The organism is Actinoplanes sp. NPDC049118 (genome assembly GCF_040648555.1).
In the GTDB taxonomy this organism is placed as follows: domain Bacteria; phylum Actinomycetota; class Actinomycetes; order Mycobacteriales; family Micromonosporaceae; genus Actinoplanes.
Genome location: NZ_JBEZDY010000019.1, coordinates 43,486 through 65,633, shown reverse-complemented (window position 1 = coordinate 65,633; position 22,148 = coordinate 43,486). Strand labels below are relative to the sequence as shown.

The following is a 22,148-nucleotide window of genomic DNA, read 5'->3' as shown; positions in this document are numbered from 1 at the left end:
ATGGCCGACGAGCTGAGCTGCGACGTTCTCGTGGTCGGTGCCGGACCGACCGGGCTGATGCTGGCGAACTGGCTGGTGAAGCTCGGCGTCCGGGTGATCGTCGTGGACGGCAAGGACGGGCCCACCCGGGAGTCGCGGGCGCTGGTGGTCCAGGCGCGCAGCATCGAGGTGTACGACCAGCTCGGCCTCGCCGACGCCGTCCTCGAGGCGGCGCACCGGGCCGAGGCGCTCGCACCGGGCTTCGGCAGCCGCGTCTTCGGCCGGATCCCGCTCGGGCCGCTGGGCGGCGACCTCACGCCGTACCCGTGGATCGAGGTCCTGGAGCAGAGCCGCAACGAGCAGATTCTGTACGCGAACCTGCAGGCGCTCGGCGGCTCGGTCCGCTGGGGCGAATCGGTCACCTCGCTGACCGGCGGCGCGGACCACGTCGAGGCGGTCGTCGGCGACACCACGATCACGGCCCGCTTCTGCGTCGGCGCCGACGGGGCGAACTCGGTGGTCCGCAGGTCGCGCGCCATCGCGTTCGACGGGGTGACCAACCCGCAGACGTTCTACGTCATCGACGCGACGGCGGTGGCCGGCCTGGTCGACGACGCGATCAACGTGCGCCCCGGCAAGGCGGACTTCCTCCTCGGCTTCCCGATGCGGGGCCGCGGCAACTGGCGCCTGATCGGCCTGGTCCGCGACGAGGACGCCGACGGCAAGCTGGCCGAGGAGGACGCGCAGGCCCGGATGCGCAGCGACTTCGCGGTCACCTACGCCCAATCCCGCTGGTTCGCCACCTACAAGGTCCACCACCGGGTCGCCGGGAAATTCCGGGACGGCCCGTTCTTCCTCGCCGGCGACGCGGCGCACGTGCACTCCCCGGTCGGCGCCCAGGGCATGAACACGGGCCTGCAGGACGCGCACAACCTGGCCTTCAAGCTCGCCGACGTCGTGCACGGCCGCGCGGGCGACGCCTGGCTGGACCGCTACGAGGCCGAGCGGCGACCGGTCGCGAAGACCCTGGTGGCGACGACCGACCGGGTGTTCGGCTTCATCACGTCGCAGAAGACGTCGCTGAGCGTCCTGCGCCGCGTCGTGGTGCCGCTACTGGCGTCGATCGGCGTCCGGGCGCTGCCGCGGACGGCGGGCGGCTCGCGCCTCTTCGGGTACGTGTCGCAGATCCGGATCCGCTACCACCTGACCCCGGACGCCCCGCCGGATCCGGTCGTCGGTCGCCGGCTGCAGTGGGCCGGCGGCAACTTCGAGGTGCTGCGCTCCCTGCAATGGCAGATCCACGGGTACGGCGGGCTGACCGAGTCGGACGCTCCGGACCTGGGGCTGCCCGTGCACATGTTCGGCCCGGCTCCGCAGACCAACCTGCTCCCGGGGCGGCTCTACCTCGTAAGGCCGGACGGGTTCGTGGCCGCGCAGGCGACGCCCCCGGAAGCGGCCGAGGTGTTCCGGCGCGCGATGCCGCCGCAGTGACGATCGACGGCAGTCCGCTGCCGCGTTGAATGGCCGGCGGTTGTCTGCCGCGTTGAGTGGCCTGGGCTGGTCTGAGCGGCCCGGATGCCATGCCACGGATGCCGCTTTGCGGGCGCCGTCACTGAGCATCAGTTGCCCCGGTGGCGTGCCGGTGTTGCCGCGCGTCGGCGATGCCGGACGGCCTGGCGGTCGCCGAAATCGGACTCGCTGGATCGGGTGAGTCAGGTGCGGACCCGAGATCAATCCTGTTAGGATTCGAACATGAGTTCGAATGACGCTATCGCGGCGCTCCGTGCCGCCGGCAGTGCTCTGGGGGACGTCGACGTCTCCGGGTGGGACCAGGCCGCCCTCAACGACAAGCTCGCCGAGTTGTCCGACGCCCTTTGTGAGCTCGATGCGCAGGTCAGTCGTGTCGCCGACGCGGTTCGCGCGCGTGGCTTCCGGGTCGCGGAGCCCGTCGCCGCCTGACCTTGTTCCCTGCCCTGGGCCGGAGCGAGACGCATCACGCCGCAGCGCGATGCGTCTGGATCCAGACCCACCATCGGGCTGGCTGCGGCCCGGTCCTGAGTTCTCGCCGGCTGAGTATCTGCGCTGCTGCGGTCGGGCCCGTCCGCAGCGTCGCGCTGGGCCCGGCTGGCTCCGTCTGGTTCTGATGGTTCTGGCTTGGGTGGTATCGCAAACCGGCGCCAGCGCGGCAAGGAGGCCGGAGTCAGAGTTGTTGTCGGCATCGACCCGGTGAACGTCGGTGCCTCGTGCCGGATTGCTTGGGCACGACTGATTTGGGCCCCGGTCGGGTTTGGGCATCGGCTGTCGGCTGTTCGAGCGCGGGTTGGGTGTGGGTCTATTGCCGGCTGCTGGCTTGGGTGTCGTGCTGCTCACGCGGGTTGGCTCGGGCGCTTGTAGCGGTGCTGACGCGGGTTGGCTCGGGTGTCGTGCTGATTCCCGGGTCGGCTTGGGTGCGTGTCGCGCTATTCGGCGGGTTGGCTCGGCGCCGCTCACGCGAAATTGGCTTGGGTGGCTCGTGCGGTGCTGGTCTTGCAGGTTCGTCGCCGGGGCGCCACAGCAGAGGTCGCCGGGCGCCAAGGCAGACGTCGCCGGGCACCACAGCAGACTGAGCGGGTCGTTCGGCCAGGACGGTCGACACTGGCGGCGGGTCGACCGCCGACTTGCTCGGACTGGCCGGCGGGTCGGCTTGAGTCACGGCCGGCCCCGGGTCGGCTTGAGCCGCGGCCGGCCCCGGGTCGGCCCGACTTGCTCGGGCTCGCCATGGATCGGCTTGAGCTCGGGCCTGCCGGCGGGTCGGTCGGCCCGGGTTGGATCGCCGGACTTTCCAGTCCTGACCACGGCGCGGGGCAGGTCGCCGCCAGTCGGCCGGGCCAGCCCGGCAGGTTTGCCGCGGATCCGGCCGGTTCGGGTCCGGCGGAGGGCCGGTGTTGACCGCTTCACGGGGGAGCGTGTCACCACCGGCCCGCGAATGTCGTAGGTGGCTGCCAGGATGGGGTTCGTGCGGTTCCTCGACCTGGCAGCCACCTCGGCAGCCGTCTCTGCGACGTCCGGCCGCAAGGCCAAGATCGACCTGCTCGCCGACGCGCTTCGTCGCCTCGCGCCCGATGAGCTGGCCGCCGGTTCCGCCTACCTCGCCGGCGAGCTGCGGCAGCGGCAGACCGGCGTCGGCTATGCCGGCCTGCGGGACCGGCCCGCACCGGCCGCTGAGCCCAGCCTCACCGTTGCCGACGTCGACGCGCAGATCGCCGCCATCTCGGCGGTCTCCGGCACTGGCTCACAGGCCCGCCGCCGCGACCTGCTCGCCGGGCTCTTCGGCCGGGCGACGGCCAACGAGCAACGGCTGCTGGTCGGCCTGTTCAGCGGCGAGATCCGCCAGGGCGCGCAGGCCGGCCTGCTGGCGGATGCCATCGCCCGGGCCGCCGAGGTTCCCGCCACCGTGGTCCGCCGGGCGCTCCTGCTCTCCGGTGACCTGAAGCAGGTCGCCGTCGCCGCGCTGACCGGCGGGGCGGCGGCACTCGCCGACTTCAGCCTGCGGGTCGGCACCCCGCTGACCCCGATGCTGGCCGGCAGCGCCCCGGACGTCGGCGCCGCGCTCCTGGCGACCGGGGCACCCGCCACCGTCGACGTGAAGCTCGACGGCATCCGCATTCAGGTGCACCGCTCCGGCGACGAGGTGGCCGTCTTCACCCGCAGCCTCGACGACATCACGCCCCGGCTGCCCGAGGTCGTCGCCGCCGTGCGGGCGTTGCCGGCGCGGGAGATCGTGCTCGACGGCGAGGCCATGGCCCTCGATGCGCTGGGTCGACCCCGGCCGTTCCAGGAGACGTCCAGCCGGGCGGCCACCCGCGGCGCCCGGCGTGGTGGCAAGGCCGGGCCGGTGGAGGGCCCCGCGCTGGTCCCCTACTTCTTCGACCTCTTGCATCTCGACGGCACCGACCTGCTGGACGAGCCCGGCCGGGTGCGCTGGGCGGCCCTCGCCGATGCGCTGCCCGACGGCCTCATCGTCGGCCGCCGGACCGTCGAGACCGAGGAGCAGGCCGCCGAGGCCTTCGCGGCCGCGCTCGCCGCCGGCCAGGAGGGCATCGTGGTCAAGGCGCAGGAGGCTCCCTACGACGTGGGCCGCCGCGGCGCCGCCTGGGTCAAGGTCAAGCCCCGGCACACGCTCGACCTGGTCGTGCTTGCCGTCGAGTGGGGACACGGCCGGCGTCAGGGCTGGCTGTCCAACCTGCACCTCGGCGCCCGCGACCCGCGCACCGGCGGGTTCGTCATGCTCGGCAAGACCTTCAAGGGCCTCACCGACGAGCTGTTGCGCTGGCAGACCGAGCGGTTCAAGGAGCTGGCGATCGACGACTCCGGCTGGGTGGTCACGGTCCGGCCCGAGCAGGTGGTGGAGATCGCCTTCGATGGGGTGCAGACATCCCCGCGCTACCCCGGGGGCGTGGCGCTGCGGTTCGCGCGCGTGCTGCGCTACCGCGATGACAAGCGTGCGGAGGAAGCGGACACCATCGACATGGTCAAGGCCCTCGGAATGCCCGCGGCCTTGGACGCTTGAGCCGGCGGGCGGTCCTGAGGCGCTTTCGAGGCGTTCGGCCGTCGTAGACCTGAGCCGCTGTGCCTGTGGCCTTGGACGCTTGAGCCGGCGGGCGGTCCTGAGGCGCGATCGAGACGCTCGGCCGCTGTAGACCTGAGCCGCCTGTCTGCGGCCCTGGACGCCTGAGCCGACGGGCGGCCTAGGGCGATACCGAAACGGTCGGCGCCGCGTTGCGTCAGAGGGAGGCCAGGGAGCGGACGTAGTTGACCTGCTGGTGGACGTAGGTCACCTGGGACTGGTCCGTCACCGGGATGCGCGCCACGTATTGACGGGTGGCGTTGGTCACCGTCACCTGCACGGTTCCGCGCGGGATGGTGACCTTGACGAGCAGGAACAGCAGGCTGAAGACCGTCAGCACGCAGAAGCCCACGATCGCCGCGACGATCGCCCAAGTGGGGATCTTCTGCTCGCTGTGCCAGTAGTCGTTCACCGTCCACGTCGAGCCCGCCAGCGGGATGTCGCCCGCCGGCGTGTGCACCACCGTCGACGTCACGCCCATGTCGCCGATCTGGACGACAACTGGGCCGGGCACCATCGGGTCCGCCGGCGGGGGCGGCGCCGGCACGCTCCACGGGTCACTCGCGTCCGGGAATGTCACCCGACAAACCCTAGTCGGGCCGTCGCGCGCTGGGAACGGTCGTCAGCCCCCGGTCCGCGGCCTCCACCCGGTCCACGCGCTTCTTCGGCGTGTCGCCCTTCGCCTCCTTGCGCGCCTGCCACCCGTACGCCAGCAGCGCCATCACGGCGAACAGCCACCACTGGACCGCGTACCCGCCGTTCTGCCACGAGTCCTCGTGGTCGATCGGGATGCCCGCGAAGCCCGGCGCCGGGTCGCTGAGCAGCACGTATGCCCCGTACACGGGGAACGGCAGCTCCTTGGCCAGCTTGGGCACCGAGATTCGCCGGGTGTCGATCCGGCCGTCGCGGTGCTCGATCGGCGCCGGGCGGCTCTCCGACAGGTGCACCTGGCCGACGACCGTCACCTCGCCCGTCGGCGGGGCCGATGCCACGGGCGCCGAGACGGCGTCGCCCTTCGCCGACGGGACCCAGCCCCGGTCGACCAGCACGGCGGTGCCGTCGGCCAGCAACAGGGGCGTGACGATCTCGAAGCCGACCGCCCCGTCGACCGTCCGGCCGCGCGCCTGGATCTCGTGCGCCGGGTCGTACCGTCCGGTGACCGTGACCTTCGTCCAGGCCGCGTCCTTGCCGGGGTAGGCGCCCGGCGTGCCGACCGCGGTCGGCCTTGCCAGCACGGACGTCAGCGGAACCGCCGGCACGGAGTCGGCCGCGTCGATGCGGGTGTTGATCTCGCTGCGCTCCTGGTACCGATGCATCTGCCAGTTGCCGAGCAGCACCATGACCACCGACGCGGCCACGGTGAGCGCCGCGCCGGCCAGCCAGCGGGGCGTGAGCAGGAACCGGTACACGATCAGAGGCTACCCGGCTCCCGTCGGCGGCTCGCGTCTGGCAGGTAGGGTGCGATGTCCGACGGTCAATATCATGTCGTCGCTGATTTCCGTATCCCCGAGGGAGCCATGATGTCCGCCCACTCGCGCCTGGTGGTGAGCGCACCCTCGTCGGGACACGGCAAGACCGCGATCGCGGTCGGCCTGCTCGCCGCCTGCAGCGCGCGGGGAGTCCCGGCCGCAGGCTTCAAGGTCGGACCCGACCACACCGACGCCGCCTATCTGGGCCTGGCCGCGGGCCGTCCGGGTCGCAACCTGGACCCGCGCCTGGTCGGCGCCCAGCGAATCGCTCCGCTCTTCGCGCACGGCGCGGCCGGGTCGCAGGTCGCGGTCATCGAGGGCGCGATGGGCCTGTTCGACAGCCTGACCGGACAACCCGAGATCGACGGTACGGCCGCAGTCGCCGCCGCCCTCCGCGCGCCGGTGATCCTGGTGGTCGACGTGGCGGCGATGGGCCACTCGCTGGCGGCGCTGGTGCACGGGTTCCGGATGTTCGACGAGATGGTGCACCTCGGTGGCGTCATCCTGAACCGGGTCGCCTCGCCGCGGCACGAGGAGATGCTCCGGACGGCGCTGGACGACATCGGCATGCCGGTGCTCGGGGCGCTGCGCCGCGGCGACCTCCCCGCCGTGCTGCCGGCCCGCGCGCAGGGCTCGGTGCCGGTCGCGCACCGCAGCGTGGAGGCCGTCCGCGCGGTGCGCCGGCTCGGCGAGGCCGTCGCGGGTGCCCTCGACGTCGACCGCATCCTGGCGCTGGCCGACGGGGCGCCGCCGCTGCCCGGCCAGGCCTGGTCGCCGATCGAGGCGCTGGCCGACGGGGCCGGTGAGCCCCCGGTTCCGCCCGAGACCCGGCCGGTCATCGCGCTGGCCGGCGGACCGGGAGCCGCATACACGTACGTGGAGGCGGTGGAGTTGCTCACAGCCGCGGGCGCGGACGTGGCGATCGTCGACCCGTTGCGCGACGAGACGCTGCCGGCGGGCACCCGGGCGCTGATGATCGGCGCCGCGCTGCCCGAGGGCTACGCGGAGGAGCTCTCCGCGAACCGCCGCCTGTGCGCGGCGGTGAGCCAGCTGGCCCACGAGGGCCGCCCGGTCATCGCCGAGGGCGTCGGCCTGCCGTGGCTGGGCCGCGACTTCGACGGCCGCCCGATGTGCGGCGTGCTGGACGTGTCGGCGCAGACCGCGGGGATGACGATCGCGGGCTACCGCGAGGCGACCGCCCCGGCGACGTCCGCGCTCGCCCCGGCCGGGGCGCGGATCACCGGCTACAAGCAGCACCGGGCGATCGTCGCGCCGCGAGCCGGGCAGGTACCGGCGTGGACCTGGGCGGGCGGGAATCCGGAGGGCTTCGTGTGGCGGCAGGTGCATGCGTCGCAGCTCGGGCTGCATTGGGCGGGCGCGCCGGAGATCGCGCGCCGGCTGGTCGCGGCCGCGCTGGCGCCCGCGCCGGGCATGGGTCCCGCTCAGCCGGGCATGGGCTCCGCTCAGCCGGAGGGCGACGATCCCGGCGAGCAGACCCTCTCCCTCTCCGCGATCACCCCGCCACAGGCCTGACGCTTGCGCGGCGAGCGCTCCGGCCGGCGCCGCTGACCGAGCCGCCGCGACCGGGGAGCTCCGGGAGCGGGTGACCGCTAGGAGTGCTGGGAGCGCGAGAGCGCCGGGACCCGCTTGGACCGCTTGGACCGCTTGGACCGCTTGGACCGCTTGGACCGCTTGGACCGCTTGGACCGCTTGGACCGCTTGGACCGCTTGGACCGTGGGAGCGCCGGGACCACTTGGACCGCGGAAGCGCCGGGACCACTTGGACCGCGGAAGCGCCGGACCCGCGGGACCCGCCGGGACCGCTTGGACCGTGGGAGCGCCGGGACCGTTTGGACTTTGGGAGCGCCGGGACCGCTTGGACTGTGGGAGCGCCGGGACCGCTTGGACTGTGGGAGCGCCGGGACCGCTTGGACTGTGGGAGCGCCGCGGCCGCTTGGACCGTGGGAGCGCCGGGACCGTTGCATAGCAAGGCGGGACTCCGCGGGCAAGGCCTGCGACGTCCTCCAGGTTGTCGACCGTGCGTTGCGCCGCGCGTGGACCGGGAGGCGTTGATCGCCCTGGCGGGGAGGGTCGTGCATCGCGCCGGGACGGCCCTGCGCTGGTGTGACCTGGCACGGATACTCGCGCGCCGGTCTGCCGAGCGTAGGTGGGTGATCGATCCGTCCGTGGCGGAGAGTGGTCACCCGGCGCCGGCATGAACCGGCTCGGGATTCCTGCGCAGGTGAGTGCGCCGGGCGCAGGCACTCCGGGTGCGGCGCTCGACGAGGCCGGCCGCCCCGGCGATGACCCACTCGGAGTCCGGCAAATGTCGCACCCCGGCCGTACGGTGAGGGGGTTCCGCGAGAAGGGAGCACCGCCGTGGCCGATCGTGTCCCCCTGGATTTCTCCCCACCGGTCCGACAGATCCGGGCCCTGCTGCTGGGCGTGACCGACGACCACCTGAGCTCCCCGACGCCTTGCCCCGACTGGACGGTCGGCGACCTGCTCGATCATCTGACGGGGCTCTCCTGGGCGTTCACGCAGGCCGCGCAGAAGACCGAGGCACCCGGCGCCGATTCCCCGCCGCCCCGGCCGTCGGCCGCCAATCTGTCGTCGCACTGGCGCAGCCGGCTCCCGGTCGTCCTCGAGGAGCTGGCGATCGCGTGGCGGTCGCCGGCGGCGTGGGAGGGCACGGCCCGGGCGGGCGGCGTCACCATGCCGGCCGCGGCGATGGGCACGGTCGCGATCAACGAGTTGATCATGCATGGCTGGGACCTGGCCCGGGCGACCGGGCAGGAGTATGCCGCTGATCCGCGGATCCTGGAGCAACTGATCGAGTTCCTGTCCCAAGGCCCGCGGGAGGGCACGCCCGGCCTGTTCGGCCCGGTCGTGGACGTCGGTGACGAGGCCGATCTGCTCGAGCAGACAGTCGGCCTGGCCGGCCGCAACCCACACTGGCGGCCGATCTCGTCAGCACACTGACGGTGGCTTGGCCCTGACGGTGGCTTGGCGCTGAAGGCGGGTCGGCGCTGAACGCGGCTCGGATCTGACGGTGGGTCGGATCTGACGGTGGGTCGGCGCCGACGGTGGGTCGGCACGCCGACCGCGATGGCCGGACCCGGTTCTCAGCCGTGGACCATCTCGTCCGGTGGCGGGGTGAACTTCAGCTTCGGCTTACCCTTCAGCGCGTCCTTCAGCGTCTGCGCCACCGTGTACTTCGAGATCGTGCCCCGGCTCGTGCCCACCGTGTTGTCCGGGTTGTCGGGGTCCGCCACGAAGGCCGCCGCCGCCAGCTGTGGCGTGAAGCCGCAGAACCACGCGCTCCGGTTGCTGTCCGTCGTGCCGCTCTTGCCCGCCACCGGCCTGTTCATCACCGCGTGCACCATGGGGGAGGTCTCCCAGCCGCCGCAGCTGCCCCGCGCCGCGCCGTAGCCCGTCACGCAGCGGGCCGCGTCCGTCGCGGCCTGCGCCACCTCCGGTCGCAGCGCCTGGTGGCAGCGCGGGCCGGCGACCTTCTTGCCCTCGTACTCGAGCGACTTGCCGTCCCGGGTATTGATCATGCGGACGGGTAGCGGCTCGCAGTATCTGCCCTCGGCGCCCAGCGTGGCGAAGACGTTCGCCATCTCGACCGGGGTCACGTCGCTGACGCCCAGCGTGAATGCTCCCCAGCCGTCGGCGTGGTCGGGGCCCGCCAGCGTCCGGTCGATCTCCGTGCGCCACTTCAGGCCGAGCCGCTCCGCCATCCGGACCGCCTTCTCGGCGCCGACCTTCTGTTCGAGTTGCACGAAGTACGTGTTCACGGACTTGCCGAAGCCGCTCCACATGTTCTGCCGGCCGGTCATCGAGGCGCTGGCGTTCTTCGGGCACCAGTGCCGTCCGCAGGTCGCCGGGCCGGGCGCCGTGATGTATTTCGACACGTAGCGCTTCGGGGCGTGGAAGGCCGTGCTCAGCGGCATGCCCTCGTCCAGCGCCGCCAGCAGGGTGAAGATCTTGAAGGTCGAGCCGGCCTGGTAGCCCGCCATGTCACCGCCGCCGAGCAGCGGGTTGACCGTGTTCGGGTAGTTGCCCTTGGTGTCGTCGCGCTTCCGGCGGTCGCTGTGCTCGCCGTTCTTCTTCTGGCTCAGCGAGTACTTGCGGTTCACCGCCATCGCCCTGATCCGGCCGGTGCCGGGTTCGATGACGACCTCGCCGTGCGCGTAGACGCTCCGCTTCTTCTCCTTGTCCAGGATGTGCTCCAGCGCCGAGCGCTGGATCTTCGGGTCGATGGTGGTGACGATCTTGTAGCCGCCGCGGCGCAGGTTCTCCAGGCGGTCCCGTGACGTCTTGCCGAACGCCGGCTGCTCCATCCACCAGTTGCGCAGGTAGTCGCAGAAGAAGCCCCAGTCGTTGTGCTTCTTCGGCACCGAGACGCAGTCGTTCGGCGGGGTGGTCAGCCTCAGTTCGATCCGGGTCTTCTTGGCCGAGGCCGCCTGTGCCGAGCTGATCGAGCCGATCTTGACCATCTGGTCGATGACGTAATTGCGGCGTTCGGTCGCCGAGGTCTGGTCGTTGGTCGCCGGGTCGTACGCGGACGGCGCCTTGACCACCCCGGCGAGCAGGGCCGCCTCGGTCAGCGTGAGGTCCTTCGGCTCCTTGGAGAAGAAGACCTCGGCGGCGGCGAAGATCCCGTACGCGCGGTGCCCGAAGTACGCCGAGTTGAGGTACCGCTCCAGGATCTCCGCCTTCGAGATCCGCTTCTCCAGCTCCAGCGCGAGCCGCATCTCCCGCAGCTTGCGTGCCGTGGTCTGCTCGGTCGCCTTGAGGGCCTGCATCGGGGTCTTGGCGCCGTCGCGCAGCGCCATCCGCACGTATTGCATGGTCAGCGTCGAGGCGCCCTGCGAGACGCCGCCGGCCTGCTGGTTCGCGACGAAGGCCCGGGCGACGCCCTTGGCGTCGACGCCGTTGTGCTCGTAGAAGCGGCTGTCTTCGGACGCCACGATGGCCTTCGTGATGAACGGCGACATCTCCCCGATGGCGACGGGCCGGCGATGCTCCTCATAGAACGTGGTCAGCAGCGTCCGGCCGTCGTTGGCGTACACGTAGGTGGTCTGGGCGGAGGGCACCTCGATGAGCTCCTCCGGCATGCTCTGCAGCGCGTCGGCGCCGTCCTTGGCGGCGGCCCCGGCGAGCGCGACCAGCGGGAAGATCAGAGCGGCGACCGCGATCCCCGCGATGAGCCCGGCCCGGACCAGCGGGGCGATCCGTCCGGCTTTGGCGAGTCCGCTCTTCGTCACTTCTCGAAGGTATGACAAAACCGCTCATGTCCTGACGGAACGGCCGAAGTATTCCGGCGGATCACGTCCGGCATGCTGGGTCGTGTGACCCCTTCCGTGGACCTTCATCCTCATGGTGACGCCGCCGGAGGACCTGACGTCCCCGGACGGGTGGACGCGACCGGGGCCGGCGAGTGGGACCTGCACCATCACGGCGACGCCGAGGTCGGACCCGGGCTGGTCGACCTCGCGGTCAACGTGCGCCGCCAGCCGATGCCGTCCTGGCTGGCCGGCCCGATCCACGCGGCGCTGGCGGACCTGGCCGCGTACCCGGATCACACCGAGGCCACCGCGGCCGTCGCGGCGCGGCACGGCCGCGACCCGGGCGAGGTGCTGCTCACCGCCGGCGCGGCGCAGGCGTTCGTGCTGATCGCGCAGGCCCTGCGCGACGCGCGGCGCCCGGTCGTGGTGCATCCGCAGTTCACCGAGCCGGAGGCGGCGCTGCGCAACGCCGGGCACGCCGTCGAGCGCGTGCTGCTGCGCGAGACCGACGGCTTCCGGCTCGACCCGGCGCTGGTGCCGCAGGACGCCGACCTGGTCTTCGTCGGCAACCCAACCAACCCGACGTCGGTGCTGCACCCGGCCGCCGACGTCGCCGCGCTGGCCCGCCCGGGCCGGGTGCTGGTCGTCGACGAGGCGTTCGCCGACACGACGTTCCGGCCGGGGGAGGCGGGCGAACCCGAGTCGCTCGCCGGGCGCCGCGACGTTCCCGGCCTGATCGTGCTGCGCAGCCTCACCAAGACCTGGGGGCTGGCCGGGCTGCGGATCGGCTACGTGCTCGGCCCGGCCGGCCTGCTGGCCCGGCTCGCCGCCGCACAGCCGCTCTGGGCGGTCTCGACGCCGGCCCTCGCCGCCGCCACCGCCTGCGCGGGGCCGGTCGCCGTCGCCGCGGAGCGGGAGATCGCCGCGGAGCTCGCCCGGGAACGGGACCATCTGGTCGCCTCTCTCGCCGACGTGCCGGACGTCACTGTCGTGGGCACGCCGGCCAGTGCGTTCGTCGCGCTGCGCGTGGCGGGTGCCGCCGAGGTCCGCCTTGAGCTGCGCAAACGCGGGTACGCGGTGAGGCGCGGCGACACGTTCCCGGGGCTGGGCGCCGATTGGCTGCGGATCGCGGTGCGCGACACTGCCACCACTGACGCGTTTGTCGCGACACTGGTTGATGTGCTGAAGGAGCGACAGTGACCCTGGAGACGACCCTCGCCGCGATCGCGCCCGCCGATGAGCAGGCCATGTCCGCCGCCCGCGACCTGCAGGGCCGCCTGACCAAGCCGGCGGGTTCGCTGGGCGAACTCGAGGAGCTTTCCGTCCGCCTGGCCGGGCTGGCGGGTTTCTGCCCGCCGCCGCTGCCGGAGCCGGGTGCGATCGCCGTCTTCGCCGGAGACCACGGCGTGCACGCGCAGGGTGTCACCCCCTGGCCGCAGGAGGTCACCGCGCAGATGGTGGCCAACTTCGTGGCCGGCGGCGCGGTGATCAACGCGTTCGCCCGGCAGGTCGGCGCCTCGCTGATGGTGGTGGACGTCGGCGTCGCGATCCCGCTGCACGGCGGTGAGAATCTGCTCGACGCGAACATCCGGCGGGGCACCCGCGACCTCAGCGTGGAGCCGGCGATGACGACCGAAGAGGCCCGGGCGGCCCTCGAGGTGGGCATCTCGGTGGCCGGCGCGCTTATCGACGGCGGCGCGAAGTGCCTGCTCACCGGCGACATGGGCATCGCCAACACCACCCCGGCGGCGGCGCTGATCGCCGCGTTCACCGGCGCCGACCCGGCCGTGGTCACCGGCCGCGGCACCGGCATCGACGACGAGACGCACGCCCGCAAGGTCGCCGTGATCGCGGCCGCCCTCGACCGGCACGCGCCCGACCCGGCCGAGCCGCTCGCCGCCCTCGCGGCCGTCGGCGGCCTCGAGCACGCCGCGCTCGCCGGCTTCATCCTCGGTGCCGCCGCGCGCCGGGTTCCGGTGATCGTCGACGGCGTGATCGCCGGATCCGCCGCGGTGGTGGCCGCCGCGTTCGCTCCCGACGCCGTCGCCGCGATGGTCGCCGGGCACCGGTCGGTCGAGCCCGGCGCGACGGTCGCCCTCGCCCACCTCGGCCTCACCCCGCTGCTCGACCTGGGGCTGCGGCTCGGCGAGGGTACCGGCGCGGCGCTCGCCCTGCCGATCGTCGCCGGCGCGGTCCGGGTGCTGCACGACGTGGCCACGTTCGACTCGGCGGGAGTCTCGGAGAAGTGAACCTCTACCCCTTGGCGCTCAAGCTGGACGGACGGCGGGTGCTGGTCGTCGGCGGCGGCGCGGTGGCGACCCGGCGGATGCCGGCCCTGCTCGCGGCCGGCGCCCGGGTCGACGTCGTCGCCCCCGAGCTGACTCCCGCGCTGCGGGCGCACGCGGAGGCCGGACGGCTGACCTGGCACGAGCGGCGGTTCGCCGCCTCCGACGTGGACGGCGCCTGGCTGGTGCAGGTGGCGGTCGACGATCCGGCGGCGGCTGCCGAGGTCAGCACGGCGGCCGAGCGGCGCGGCGTGTTCTGCGTACGCGCCGACGACCGTGCCGCCGCGACGGCCTGGACCCCCGCCGTGACCCGGCACGACCAGGTGACGGTGGCGGTGACCGACGGCGGCGACCGCAAGCGGGCCCTGGCGGTACGCGACCAGATCGCCGCCGCCCTCGAGGCCACCCCGCCGCGGCAGCGGGAGTCGCTGAAGGGGCACGTCGCGCTGGTCGGCAGCGGGCCGGGCGACCCGGAGCTCATCACGGTCAAGGGCCGGCGCCTGCTCGCCCGCGCCGACGTCGTGGTCGCCGACCGGCTCGCCCCGGGCATGCTGCTCGACGAGCTGCGCCCCGACGTCGAGCTGGTCGACGCGGCCAAGATCCCCTACGGCGCCTCGGTGGCGCAGGAGGAGATCAACCGCATCATCGTCGAGCGGGCCCTGGCCGGCGCGTTCGTCGTACGGCTCAAGGGCGGCGACCCGTTCGTCTTCGGCCGTGGCGGCGAGGAGGTCGTCGCATGCGCGAAGGCGGGCATCCCGGTGACCGTGGTGCCGGGCGTGACCAGTTCGATCGCCGCCCCGGCGCTGGCCGGCATCCCGGTGACCCATCGCGGGGTGGCCCACGAGTTCACGGTCGTCTCCGGGCACGTGCCGCCGGAGAGCCCGGAGTCCTTGGTCGACTGGGCGGCGCTGGCCCGGCTGCGCGGCACCCTTGTCGTCCTGATGGGCCTGAAGAACCTGCCGAGGATCGCCGCCCGGCTCGTCGCCGAGGGCCGGGCCGCCGACACCCCGGCCGCGATCGTGCAGGAGGGCTCCACCGACTCCCAGCGGGTGCTGCGCAGCACCCTCGGTGGGGTGGCCGCCGCCGCCGCCGAGGCCGGCATCCGGCCGCCCGCGGTCGTGGTGGTCGGGGATGTCGTCGCGGTGCTGGGATAGTTGTGTGACCGGTGGGTAACCCACTGAAATGAGTGAGCGACCGCACATGACATTGTCCGGGATCGTGCTCGACTCCCCGGACGCGAGGGAACTCGCCGGCTTCTATCAGCGGCTGCTGGGCTGGAGCGTCGTCCAGGACGAGCCCGGGTGGGTCAAGCTGGGCGCGCCCAACGGTGGCCCGGGCCTCTCCTTCCAGACCGATCCCGCGTACGTGCGACCGGTCTGGCCCGCCGGGCCCGGCGATCCGCAGATGAGCGTCCACCTTGACATCCGCGTCGAGGAGCTGGAGCGGGCGGGCGCCCACGCGGAGAAGGCCGGGGCGGCCAAGGCCGACTACCAGCCGCAGGAGGACGTCCGGGTCTATCTCGACCCGGACGGCCATCCCTTCTGCCTCTTCCTCTAGCTCGCCTCGGGCTCCGGCTCGGCGTCCGTCACGCCGAGCTCGTTGAGGAACGTGCGCGCCCACTCCGCGACGTCGTGGGTGCGCAGGTGCCGCTGCATGACGCGCATCCGGCGCCTGAGTTCGGACGGCTCGGCGCCGACGGCGCGCAGCAGCGCGTCCTTGACGCCGTCCGGGTCGTGCGGGTTGCAGAGGAACGCCTGCCGCAGCTCGGTCGCCGCGCCGGCGAACTCGCTGAGCACCAGCGCACCGCCGCCGCTGGCCCGGCAGGCCACGTATTCCTTGGCGACCAGGTTCATGCCGTCGCGCAGCGGCGTGACCATCATGACGTCGGCGGCGAGGTAGAGCGCGGCGAGCTCGGTCCGGCTGTAGGACTGGTGCAGATAGTGCACCGCGGGCATGCCGACCCGGCCGAACTCGCCGTTGATCCGGCCCACCTCGCGCTCCACCTTCACCCGCAGCGTCTGGTAGTGCTCGACGCGTTCCCGGCTCGGCGTCGCGACCTGCACCATCACGGCCTCCGGCACCGCCAGCTTGCCGTCGGCCAGCAGCTCGCGGAACGCCTTGAGGCGCAGCTCGATGCCCTTGGTGTAGTCCAGCCGGTCGACGCCGAGGATGACCGTCTCCGGGTCGCCCAGCTCGGCGCGGATCTGCTTCGCGCGGGCCTGGACCCCGGGGTCGGCGGCCATCCGCTCCATGTCCGCGGTGTCGATGCTGATCGGGAACGCACCGGCCTTGACCTTGCGGCCGTCCACCTGGATCGACTGGCCCTCGTAGCGCAGGCCGAGCAGGTGCCGGGCCAGCCGGACGAAGTTCTGCGCCGCCAGCCGCTGCTGGAAGCCGACCAGGTCCGCGCCGAGCAGCCCGCGCAGGATCTCGGCGCGGAACGGCATCTGCATGAAGAGCTCGATCGGCGGGAACGGGATGTGCAGGAAGAAGCCGATCCGCAGGTCGGGACGCATCTCGCGGAGCATCGCCGGCACCAGCTGCAGCTGGTAGTCCTGCACCCAGACGGTGGCGCCCTCGGCGGCCACGTCGGCGGCGGCCTGCGCGAAACGCTGGTTGACGATCCGGTACGCCTCGCGCCAGCGCCGCTTGTAGACGGGCGTCTCGACGGCATCGTGGTAGAGGGGCCAGATCGTCGCGTTCGACTGGCCCTCGTAGTAGCGCTCGAGCTCCTCGGCGCTCAACGGCACCGGATGGATCTTGATGCCCTCGAGCTCGAACGGCTCCGGCGCCTCCCCGGCGCCGCCGGCCCAGCCGATCCACGTGCCTCGCTGCTCGGCAAGTACCGGATGCAGGGCGGTGACGAGCCCACCCGGGCTAGGACGCCACTGCCGCTCGCCGTCGACCATGACCTCGTCGACGGGCAGGCGGTTGGCGACAACAACAAAGGAACTTCGTTCGGCCACGCTGAGTGCACCTCCGGGTCGTTCTGGGTTCCCGCTCACGAGCCTACTGTGCGTAGCCGGTCGGGGCGTGCCCAGCAAACTTCCAGCCGCGCGGCAACGCCTCTGGCAGGAGGGTGCCATCCTTGGCCGGTGAGCCTGTCCGACGATCTTCCACCGCCGCGTCGACCGCTGTTCTTTCCTGTGGTCATCGCCACCGTATTTCTGAGCATCATCGGGATGTCGGCGGGTCTGGTCCTGGGCTCGCACCACGAGACGCCGCGGGGGCCGGACGACCCCACCGCCACCTACGTACCCACCGAGCCGGTCGTTTCATCGGTCAGGTGCCCGCCCGAGATGCATGTCACCGCCCGTAAGCTCGGCTACTCCGCGACCCTGAACCAGGTGCTGAAGGTACGCGCGGCCGACACCGGTACCACGGTGTGGATCTGCAGTGACGAAGGTGGACGGCTGTTCTACCAGGCCAACCGTGGTGGCTACGAGAAGAAATGGATCGAGGGGGAGACCGCGCTCTTCCTGGCGAACGTCGTCAAGGACGACGACGGCTACCACGCCACCGCCGACGACGGGAACACCTTCTCCGTCAACGACCAGCGGCTGGAGATCGTCAAGAACGGCGTGCGGGAGAGCTGGAAGGTCACGCCCGAGTGATCCCGCCGGGGAATCCTGGCGGCGTCGACGGGGTTGTTGTAGGTGGCCGGCGGGCGACCTGGAAAGATTGACCTCTCGTCCGGCATCCCGGAAATCCCGATCACGGAGGTAGGCCGCACCGTGGCCCAGTTCATCTACGTCCTGGAAAAGGCGCGCAAAGCGCACGGCGACAAGGTCGTGCTCGACAATGTGACGCTGAACTTCCTCCCCGGCGTCAAGATCGGTGTGGTCGGCCCCAACGGCGCTGGTAAGTCCAGCCTGTTGAAGATCATGGCCGGGCTGGACACCGTGAGCAACGGCGAGGCGCGGCTGATGCCGGGCTACACCGTCGGCATGCTCGCCCAGGAGCCCCCGCTCAACGAGGCCAAGACCGTCCTCGGCAACATCGAGGAGGCCGTCGCGGAGACGAAGGCCAAGCTCGAGCGGTTCAACAAGATCGCCGAGCAGATGGCCACCGACTACACCGACGAGCTCATGGAGGAGATGGGCAAGCTCCAGGAGGAGCTCGACCACTCCAACGCGTGGGACGTCGACTCACAGCTCGAGCTCGCCATGGACGCCCTGCGCTGCCCGCCGCCGGACGCCGACGTCACCCAGCTCTCCGGTGGTGAGCGCCGCCGCGTCGCGCTGTGCAAGCTCCTGCTCGAGGCGCCCGACCTGCTGCTGCTCGACGAGCCCACCAACCACCTGGACGCCGAGAGCGTGCAGTGGCTGGAGCAGCACCTGGCGAAGTACGCCGGCACGGTCATCGCGATCACGCACGACCGGTACTTCCTCGACAACGTCGCCACCTGGATCCTCGAGCTCGACCGGGGCCGCGCGTTCCCCTACGAGGGCAACTACTCGACGTACCTGGACAAGAAGGCCGCCCGCCTGCAGTTGCAGGGCCGCAAGGACCAGAAGCTGCAGAAGCGCCTCACCGACGAGCTCGAGTGGGTCCGGTCGAACGCGAAGGCCCGTCAGACCAAGTCCAAGGCGCGCCTCGAGCGCTACGAGGAGATGGCCAACGAGGCGGAGAAGACCCGCAAGCTGGACTTCGAGGAGATCCAGATTCCGCCGGGCCCGCGTCTGGGTAGCACCGTGATCGAGTCGAAGGACCTGGTCAAGGGCTTCGAGGACCGGGTGCTCATCGACAACCTGTCGTTCTCGCTGCCGCGCAACGGCATCGTCGGCATCATCGGCCCGAACGGCGTCGGCAAGACCACCCTGTTCAAGACCATCGTCGGGCTGGAGAAGCCGGACTCGGGCACGGTGCGGGTCGGCGAGACGGTCAAGCTGTCGTACGTCGACCAGAACCGTTCCGGCCTCGACGGCTCGAAGACGGTCTGGGAGGTCGTCTCCGACGGGCTCGACCACATGATGGTCGGCAAGGTCGAGATGCCGTCCCGGGCGTACGTCGCGGCGTTCGGCTTCAAGGGGCCGGACCAGCAGAAGCCGGTCAAGGTGCTCTCCGGCGGCGAGCGCAACCGGCTCAACCTCGCGATGACGCTGAAGATCGGCGGCAACGTGATCCTGCTCGACGAGCCGACGAACGACCTGGACGTCGAGACGCTGTCCAGCCTGGAGAACGCGCTGCTGGAGTTCCCCGGCTGCGCCGTGGTCATCTCCCACGACCGGATGTTCCTGGACCGGGTCTCCACCCACATGCTCGCGTGGGAGGGCACCGAGGAGGACCCGGACAACTGGTTCTGGTTCGAGGGCAACTACGAGGCGTACGAGAAGAACAAGATCGACCGTCTGGGTGCCGACGCGGCCCGGCCGCACCGTGTCACCTACCGCAAGCTGACGCGTGACTAGGTTCAGCTACGACGTGGCCGTGCGCTGGTCCGACATGGACGCGTACGGCCACGTGAACAACACGCGCTTCCTCACCCTCTACGAGGAGGCGCGGGTCGCCATGTTCTTTGTCGGCGCGCGGGCGCAGGGCGTCACCTCCTTCGAGGACGGCATCGTCATCTCCCGGCACGAGGTCGACTACCTGCGCCCGGTCGACTACGGCGACGCCGTGCGCATCGAGATGTGGGTCTCCCAGCTGCGGGCGGCCAGCTTCACGGTCTCGTACGAGCTCTTCGACGACGGCGTGCTCGCCAGCCGGGCCAGTTCGGTCTGCGTGCCGTACAACCTGGCCGAGCAGTTCCCGCGCCGGTTGACCGAGGCGGAGCGCGATTTCCTCAAGCCTTACCTGGAGGCTTGAGCGATGACCGCTCACGGGATCACCGGCGTGGCGGATGCGGGTGCCTTCCTGGCCCGGCTGGTCCGGCTGGACCGGCTGGTGCCGGTCCGGCTGCGCTCCGCGGGGGACCGCACCGCGCTCTGGGCGCCGCTGCCCTGGGGCGTGCTGGTCACCCGCGAGGTGGCCGGGCCCGGCCCGGGCGACGCGACCGTGCCGGCCGCCGAGCTGCTGGCCGCGCTGGCGGAGCGGAGCCCGGAGCTGCCGGCCCGCCGCGACGGCGACTGGCGCTGGCCGTTGCCGCCGGCCCGGTCCACGGTCGTGGAGTCGGTGGCGACCGCGGAGCTGAGCCGGCTGGCGACGGCGGCGGCGGGAACCCTGCGCGAGGTGACCGCGGGCGGCATCGCGGGCCGGGCGGTCGGTCAGCGCGCGGTCCGCGACGCGCTGCTCGATCACGTCGCGCTCGTCGTCACGGCGGCCGCCGCCGGCCCAGTCGAGGTGTCGCAGCGGCTCGTTCAGGCGAGCTCGCGGATGGGGTTCCTCGGTCCGGCCGATGAGGACGGTCCATCCGCCCGAGTGTGCGTGGCGGGACGCTGGGTGGGACTTTCCGCACCATATGGAGTCGCCTGGCTACAGCCGGTCAAAGAACTGACTGTTATGCCTATAGGGGGTCACCCGAAAGGGTGATGATGCATCGTTCCTCCGGTCGCGCCCTCCCTTTGAGGGGATGACCTCCGCGACCTGTACGGGTACCGTCGCCCCGGGGTCCACCGCTACGTCCGGCGGAGGGCCTGCTGGGGAGTGAGGTGCACAACGATGCCGTGGTGGTCATGGCGTCCCGGGTCGGCCGGAGGCGATGAGCCCGAGACCGGCGGCGAGGTGGCGTTGCAGAGCAGCGTCCGCGTCGGAGTGCCGGCGCAGCGTGAGCCGGGACACTCTTCGATGTCCTCCGCCGATCTGTCCGCGATCGACGAACCAGGCCAGGTCGCCCCGGTCGACTTGGCGCGGCTCGGCAAGGCCCTCGACCTGCTCGACGTCCGGTTCCTCGCCGACGGCGGCGGGAGCCTGCTGGCGATGTGGGAACGGCACGCCGTGCTGTTCACGCTCGAGGGACCCGACGACGAGATCCTGGTCATGCGCGCCCGTCCGCACGCGACCGTCCCGCCCGACTGGGCCGACCGTGCGTACCGCGTGGTTAACGAATGGAATCACACCCGCCGCTTCTGCAAGGCCTACGTGGGTGACCCCACCGAACGCGGGCAGCTGCCCATCTACGCCGAGCTGCAGGTGCCGCTCGCGTCGGGCGCGCACGACGCGCTGCTGGTGGAGATGCTCGACTGTGGTGCCGCCGTGGCGACCTCGTTCGTCGACTGGCTGCACGACGAGGGCGCACTGCTCTGAGAGCCGCAGAAGGGGCACCCGGGATGCCGGGTGCCCCTTCCTTCTGCGCCGGTCAGGAGGGCGGGAACATCCCGATCCGCCCGTGGTACTCCTTGGCGAGCTTGTCGGTGTCGGAGCCGACGATCAGGCCCTCCGGAACGACCTGGAACGCCCGCACCCCGACGCCCCGGTCCCGGCCCGGGTTCCAGGACAGCGCCCTGCCGGTGCTGGGGCTGATCGCGCCGATGCCCACCCGGGTGACCGCGCCGGGTCCCGGGCCCTTCGAGTCGCTGCCGTACGGGTTGTCCAGGTAACGGTGGTGCCCGCCGACGTAGACGGCGCTGCCGGTGACCGCGACCGCGTAGAGCGAGTCGCCACCGGTGCGCTGCACCCAGGTCGGGTTGTGCTTGCCGTTGCCGCCGGTCTCGAAGCGCGCGGCCGAGTCGCAGAGCTTGGTCGGCGAGGAGGCCCGGCCGGTGGAGGCGACCACGAAGTACCTGCCGTCGGGGGAGAACTTCACCTGCCGCAGGTAGGTGTCGAAGCCCTTCATGCACGGCGGCTTGTATGCGTCCGTGTACCAACTGGTCACGGTCGCCGCGGGGCCGGTGATGTCGAACATGGCGATCTGCGCCCGGCTCACCGATCCGACCCTGAGCAGCGCGCCGACCGCGACCAGCCGGGTGCCGTCCGGGGTGATGTCGAAGTGCTCGACCCGGGTCCGGGTCAGGCCGGGCGCGGAGAGCTTGGCGTCGAAGCCCATGTCGACCGCCCCGCTGCCCGCGTCGAGGCGGGCCAGCCCGGCCCGTTTGGTGCCGTTGATCGAGGAGAACGTGCCGCCGGCGTAGAGGCTGGCGCCGCGGGCGTTCAGCGTCCGCACGTCACCCCAGTTGATCGTCGCGTTGAAGGCGGTGACCCGCGAGCCGTCCGCCACCGAGACGCGGGCGAGGCCACGCTGGGTGGTGCCGTTCACGGTCTTGAAGGAGCCGCCGAGGTAGACGGTGTCGGTCGAGCCGGCGGCGAGTGCGTAGACAGGGGCGTCCACCTGGGGAGCGAAGGCGCTCACCACCCCGTCGCGCAGCCCGTACGCGAAGATGTTCTTGCGGGGGTAGGTGGTCTTGCGGGTGCTGTCCTGCACGCGGGTGAAGCTGCCGCCGACGATGACCGTGTCACCCACGACGGCCAGGGCCCAGACCGTCCCGTCGAGGACGTGCGGGGTGAAGTCCACGGGATCGGCCGAGACCACCGCCGGTTGAGCCAGATCGGCCGCGGCGGGCGTCCCACCCAGCAGGGCGGCGCAGGTCAGCGCGGTAGCTGCGAGCAAGCGGCGTCGCATCGTTCACTCCTGGGATCG

General features: G+C 71.9%; 18 protein-coding genes and 1 pseudogene. 14 read left to right on the top strand and 5 right to left on the bottom strand.

The features are described 5' to 3' along the window. From AB0B58_RS27885 to AB0B58_RS27875, 3 genes are all read left to right on the top strand, one after another. The gene (locus AB0B58_RS27885) at positions 1-1,470 is read left to right on the top strand and encodes an FAD-dependent monooxygenase (RefSeq protein WP_360229505.1); all 1,470 of its coding nucleotides are present in this window, start codon (positions 1-3) and stop codon (positions 1,468-1,470) included. A 261-nt stretch (positions 1,471-1,731) separates the two neighbouring features. Then, positions 1,732-1,938, top strand: coding sequence for a hypothetical protein (locus AB0B58_RS27880; RefSeq protein WP_360229503.1), 207 nt, complete (start codon positions 1,732-1,734; stop codon positions 1,936-1,938). A 1,027-nt stretch (positions 1,939-2,965) separates the two neighbouring features. Continuing rightward, complete coding sequence (locus tag AB0B58_RS27875) at positions 2,966-4,528, top strand: ATP-dependent DNA ligase (protein ID WP_360229501.1); 1,563 nt, start codon at positions 2,966-2,968, stop codon at positions 4,526-4,528. A 214-nt stretch (positions 4,529-4,742) separates the two neighbouring features. On the opposite strand, the gene AB0B58_RS27870 is transcribed toward AB0B58_RS27875, so the two are convergent. Together AB0B58_RS27870 and AB0B58_RS27865 are read right to left on the bottom strand one after the other, a co-directional pair. Continuing rightward, positions 4,743-5,165: a hypothetical protein gene (locus AB0B58_RS27870; RefSeq protein WP_360229499.1), complete on the bottom strand. Its 423-nt coding sequence runs from the start codon at positions 5,163-5,165 to the stop codon at positions 4,743-4,745. A 10-nt stretch (positions 5,166-5,175) separates the two neighbouring features. Further along, positions 5,176-5,994: an SURF1 family protein gene (locus AB0B58_RS27865; RefSeq protein ID WP_360229497.1), complete on the bottom strand. Its 819-nt coding sequence runs from the start codon at positions 5,992-5,994 to the stop codon at positions 5,176-5,178. A 111-nt stretch (positions 5,995-6,105) separates the two neighbouring features. Here AB0B58_RS27865 and AB0B58_RS27860 point away from each other — a divergent pair, with 111 nt between their 5' ends. Together AB0B58_RS27860 and AB0B58_RS27855 are read left to right on the top strand one after the other, a co-directional pair. Further along, a complete protein-coding gene (locus tag AB0B58_RS27860) occupies positions 6,106-7,587 on the top strand; it encodes a cobyrinate a,c-diamide synthase (RefSeq protein WP_360229495.1) in 1,482 nt (493 codons plus the stop codon). A gap of 846 nt (positions 7,588-8,433) precedes the next feature. After that, positions 8,434-9,036 (top strand): TIGR03086 family metal-binding protein, encoded by a 603-nt coding sequence (locus AB0B58_RS27855; RefSeq protein ID WP_360229493.1) that lies wholly within the window; start codon positions 8,434-8,436, stop codon positions 9,034-9,036. Between the two features lie 143 nt (positions 9,037-9,179). Here AB0B58_RS27855 and AB0B58_RS27850 read toward each other — a convergent pair whose 3' ends face one another. After that, a complete protein-coding gene (locus AB0B58_RS27850) occupies positions 9,180-11,327 on the bottom strand; it encodes a transglycosylase domain-containing protein (protein WP_360229491.1) in 2,148 nt (715 codons plus the stop codon). 150 nt (positions 11,328-11,477) lie between these two features. Between AB0B58_RS27850 and cobC the strand changes: the two genes are divergently transcribed. The 4 genes from cobC to AB0B58_RS27830 are packed head-to-tail and all read left to right on the top strand — an operon-like array spanning position 11,478 to position 15,190. Further along, complete coding sequence (gene cobC / locus AB0B58_RS27845) at positions 11,478-12,548, top strand: Rv2231c family pyridoxal phosphate-dependent protein CobC (RefSeq protein WP_360229489.1); 1,071 nt, start codon at positions 11,478-11,480, stop codon at positions 12,546-12,548. Continuing rightward, positions 12,545-13,597 carry a nicotinate-nucleotide--dimethylbenzimidazole phosphoribosyltransferase gene (cobT, locus tag AB0B58_RS27840; RefSeq protein ID WP_360229487.1) on the top strand — a complete coding sequence of 351 codons (1,053 nt, stop codon included), beginning with the start codon at positions 12,545-12,547 and terminating at the stop codon, positions 13,595-13,597. The genes cobC and cobT overlap by 4 nt, the downstream gene beginning before the upstream one ends. After that, complete coding sequence (gene cobA, locus AB0B58_RS27835; protein WP_360229485.1) at positions 13,594-14,787, top strand: uroporphyrinogen-III C-methyltransferase; 1,194 nt, start codon at positions 13,594-13,596, stop codon at positions 14,785-14,787. Before cobT ends, cobA begins: the two co-directional genes overlap by 4 nt. A 28-nt stretch (positions 14,788-14,815) precedes the next feature. Continuing rightward, the gene (locus AB0B58_RS27830; protein ID WP_360229483.1) at positions 14,816-15,190 is read left to right on the top strand and encodes a VOC family protein; all 375 of its coding nucleotides are present in this window, start codon (positions 14,816-14,818) and stop codon (positions 15,188-15,190) included. Here AB0B58_RS27830 and AB0B58_RS27825 read toward each other — a convergent pair. After that, positions 15,187-16,599, bottom strand: a complete 1,413-nt coding sequence (locus AB0B58_RS27825) for a trehalose-6-phosphate synthase (protein ID WP_360229481.1) — start codon at positions 16,597-16,599, stop codon at positions 15,187-15,189. The genes AB0B58_RS27830 and AB0B58_RS27825 overlap by 4 nt on opposite strands. A gap of 216 nt (positions 16,600-16,815) precedes the next feature. Between AB0B58_RS27825 and AB0B58_RS27820 the strand changes: the two genes are divergently transcribed. The 5 genes and pseudogenes from AB0B58_RS27820 (at position 16,816) to AB0B58_RS27800 (ending at position 20,818) form a co-directional block, all read left to right on the top strand. Further along, a complete protein-coding gene (locus AB0B58_RS27820; RefSeq protein ID WP_360229479.1) occupies positions 16,816-17,247 on the top strand; it encodes a hypothetical protein in 432 nt (143 codons plus the stop codon). A 120-nt stretch (positions 17,248-17,367) separates the two neighbouring features. Next, positions 17,368-19,044 (top strand): energy-dependent translational throttle protein EttA, encoded by a 1,677-nt coding sequence (gene ettA, locus AB0B58_RS27815; RefSeq protein ID WP_360229477.1) that lies wholly within the window; start codon positions 17,368-17,370, stop codon positions 19,042-19,044. After that, positions 19,037-19,441, top strand: coding sequence for a thioesterase family protein (locus tag AB0B58_RS27810; RefSeq protein ID WP_360229475.1), 405 nt, complete (start codon positions 19,037-19,039; stop codon positions 19,439-19,441). The genes ettA and AB0B58_RS27810 overlap by 8 nt, the downstream gene beginning before the upstream one ends. Before the next feature lie 3 nt (positions 19,442-19,444). After that, positions 19,445-20,104 (top strand): annotated as a pseudogene (locus AB0B58_RS27805) (hypothetical protein); the annotation flags it as partial. 129 nt (positions 20,105-20,233) lie between these two features. Next, entirely contained in the window at positions 20,234-20,818 is a 585-nt protein-coding gene (locus AB0B58_RS27800; RefSeq protein ID WP_184996985.1) for a YbjN domain-containing protein, read from the top strand. A 52-nt stretch (positions 20,819-20,870) separates the two neighbouring features. On the opposite strand, the gene AB0B58_RS27795 is transcribed toward AB0B58_RS27800, so the two are convergent. Then, positions 20,871-22,130 (bottom strand): PKD domain containing protein, encoded by a 1,260-nt coding sequence (locus tag AB0B58_RS27795; protein WP_360229473.1) that lies wholly within the window; start codon positions 22,128-22,130, stop codon positions 20,871-20,873. Positions 22,131-22,148: the final 18 nt, after the last annotated feature.

What these genes read in the sequence shown, in the direction of transcription:
- AB0B58_RS27800 (WP_184996985.1), top strand. Translation starts at nt 20,234, where the DNA reads ATGCCGTGGTGGTCATGGCGTCCCGGGTCGGCCGGAGGCGATGAGCCC.
- AB0B58_RS27875 (WP_360229501.1), top strand. Translation starts at nt 2,966, where the DNA reads ATGGGGTTCGTGCGGTTCCTCGACCTGGCAGCCACCTCGGCAGCCGTC.
- AB0B58_RS27880 (WP_360229503.1), top strand. Translation starts at nt 1,732, where the DNA reads ATGAGTTCGAATGACGCTATCGCGGCGCTCCGTGCCGCCGGCAGTGCT.
- AB0B58_RS27885 (WP_360229505.1), top strand. Translation starts at nt 1, where the DNA reads ATGGCCGACGAGCTGAGCTGCGACGTTCTCGTGGTCGGTGCCGGACCG.
- AB0B58_RS27830 (WP_360229483.1), top strand. Translation starts at nt 14,816, where the DNA reads ATGAGTGAGCGACCGCACATGACATTGTCCGGGATCGTGCTCGACTCC.
- AB0B58_RS27795 (WP_360229473.1), bottom strand. Translation starts at nt 22,130, where the DNA reads ATGCGACGCCGCTTGCTCGCAGCTACCGCGCTGACCTGCGCCGCCCTG.
- AB0B58_RS27820 (WP_360229479.1), top strand. Translation starts at nt 16,816, where the DNA reads ATGTCGGCGGGTCTGGTCCTGGGCTCGCACCACGAGACGCCGCGGGGG.
- AB0B58_RS27860 (WP_360229495.1), top strand. Translation starts at nt 6,106, where the DNA reads ATGTCCGCCCACTCGCGCCTGGTGGTGAGCGCACCCTCGTCGGGACAC.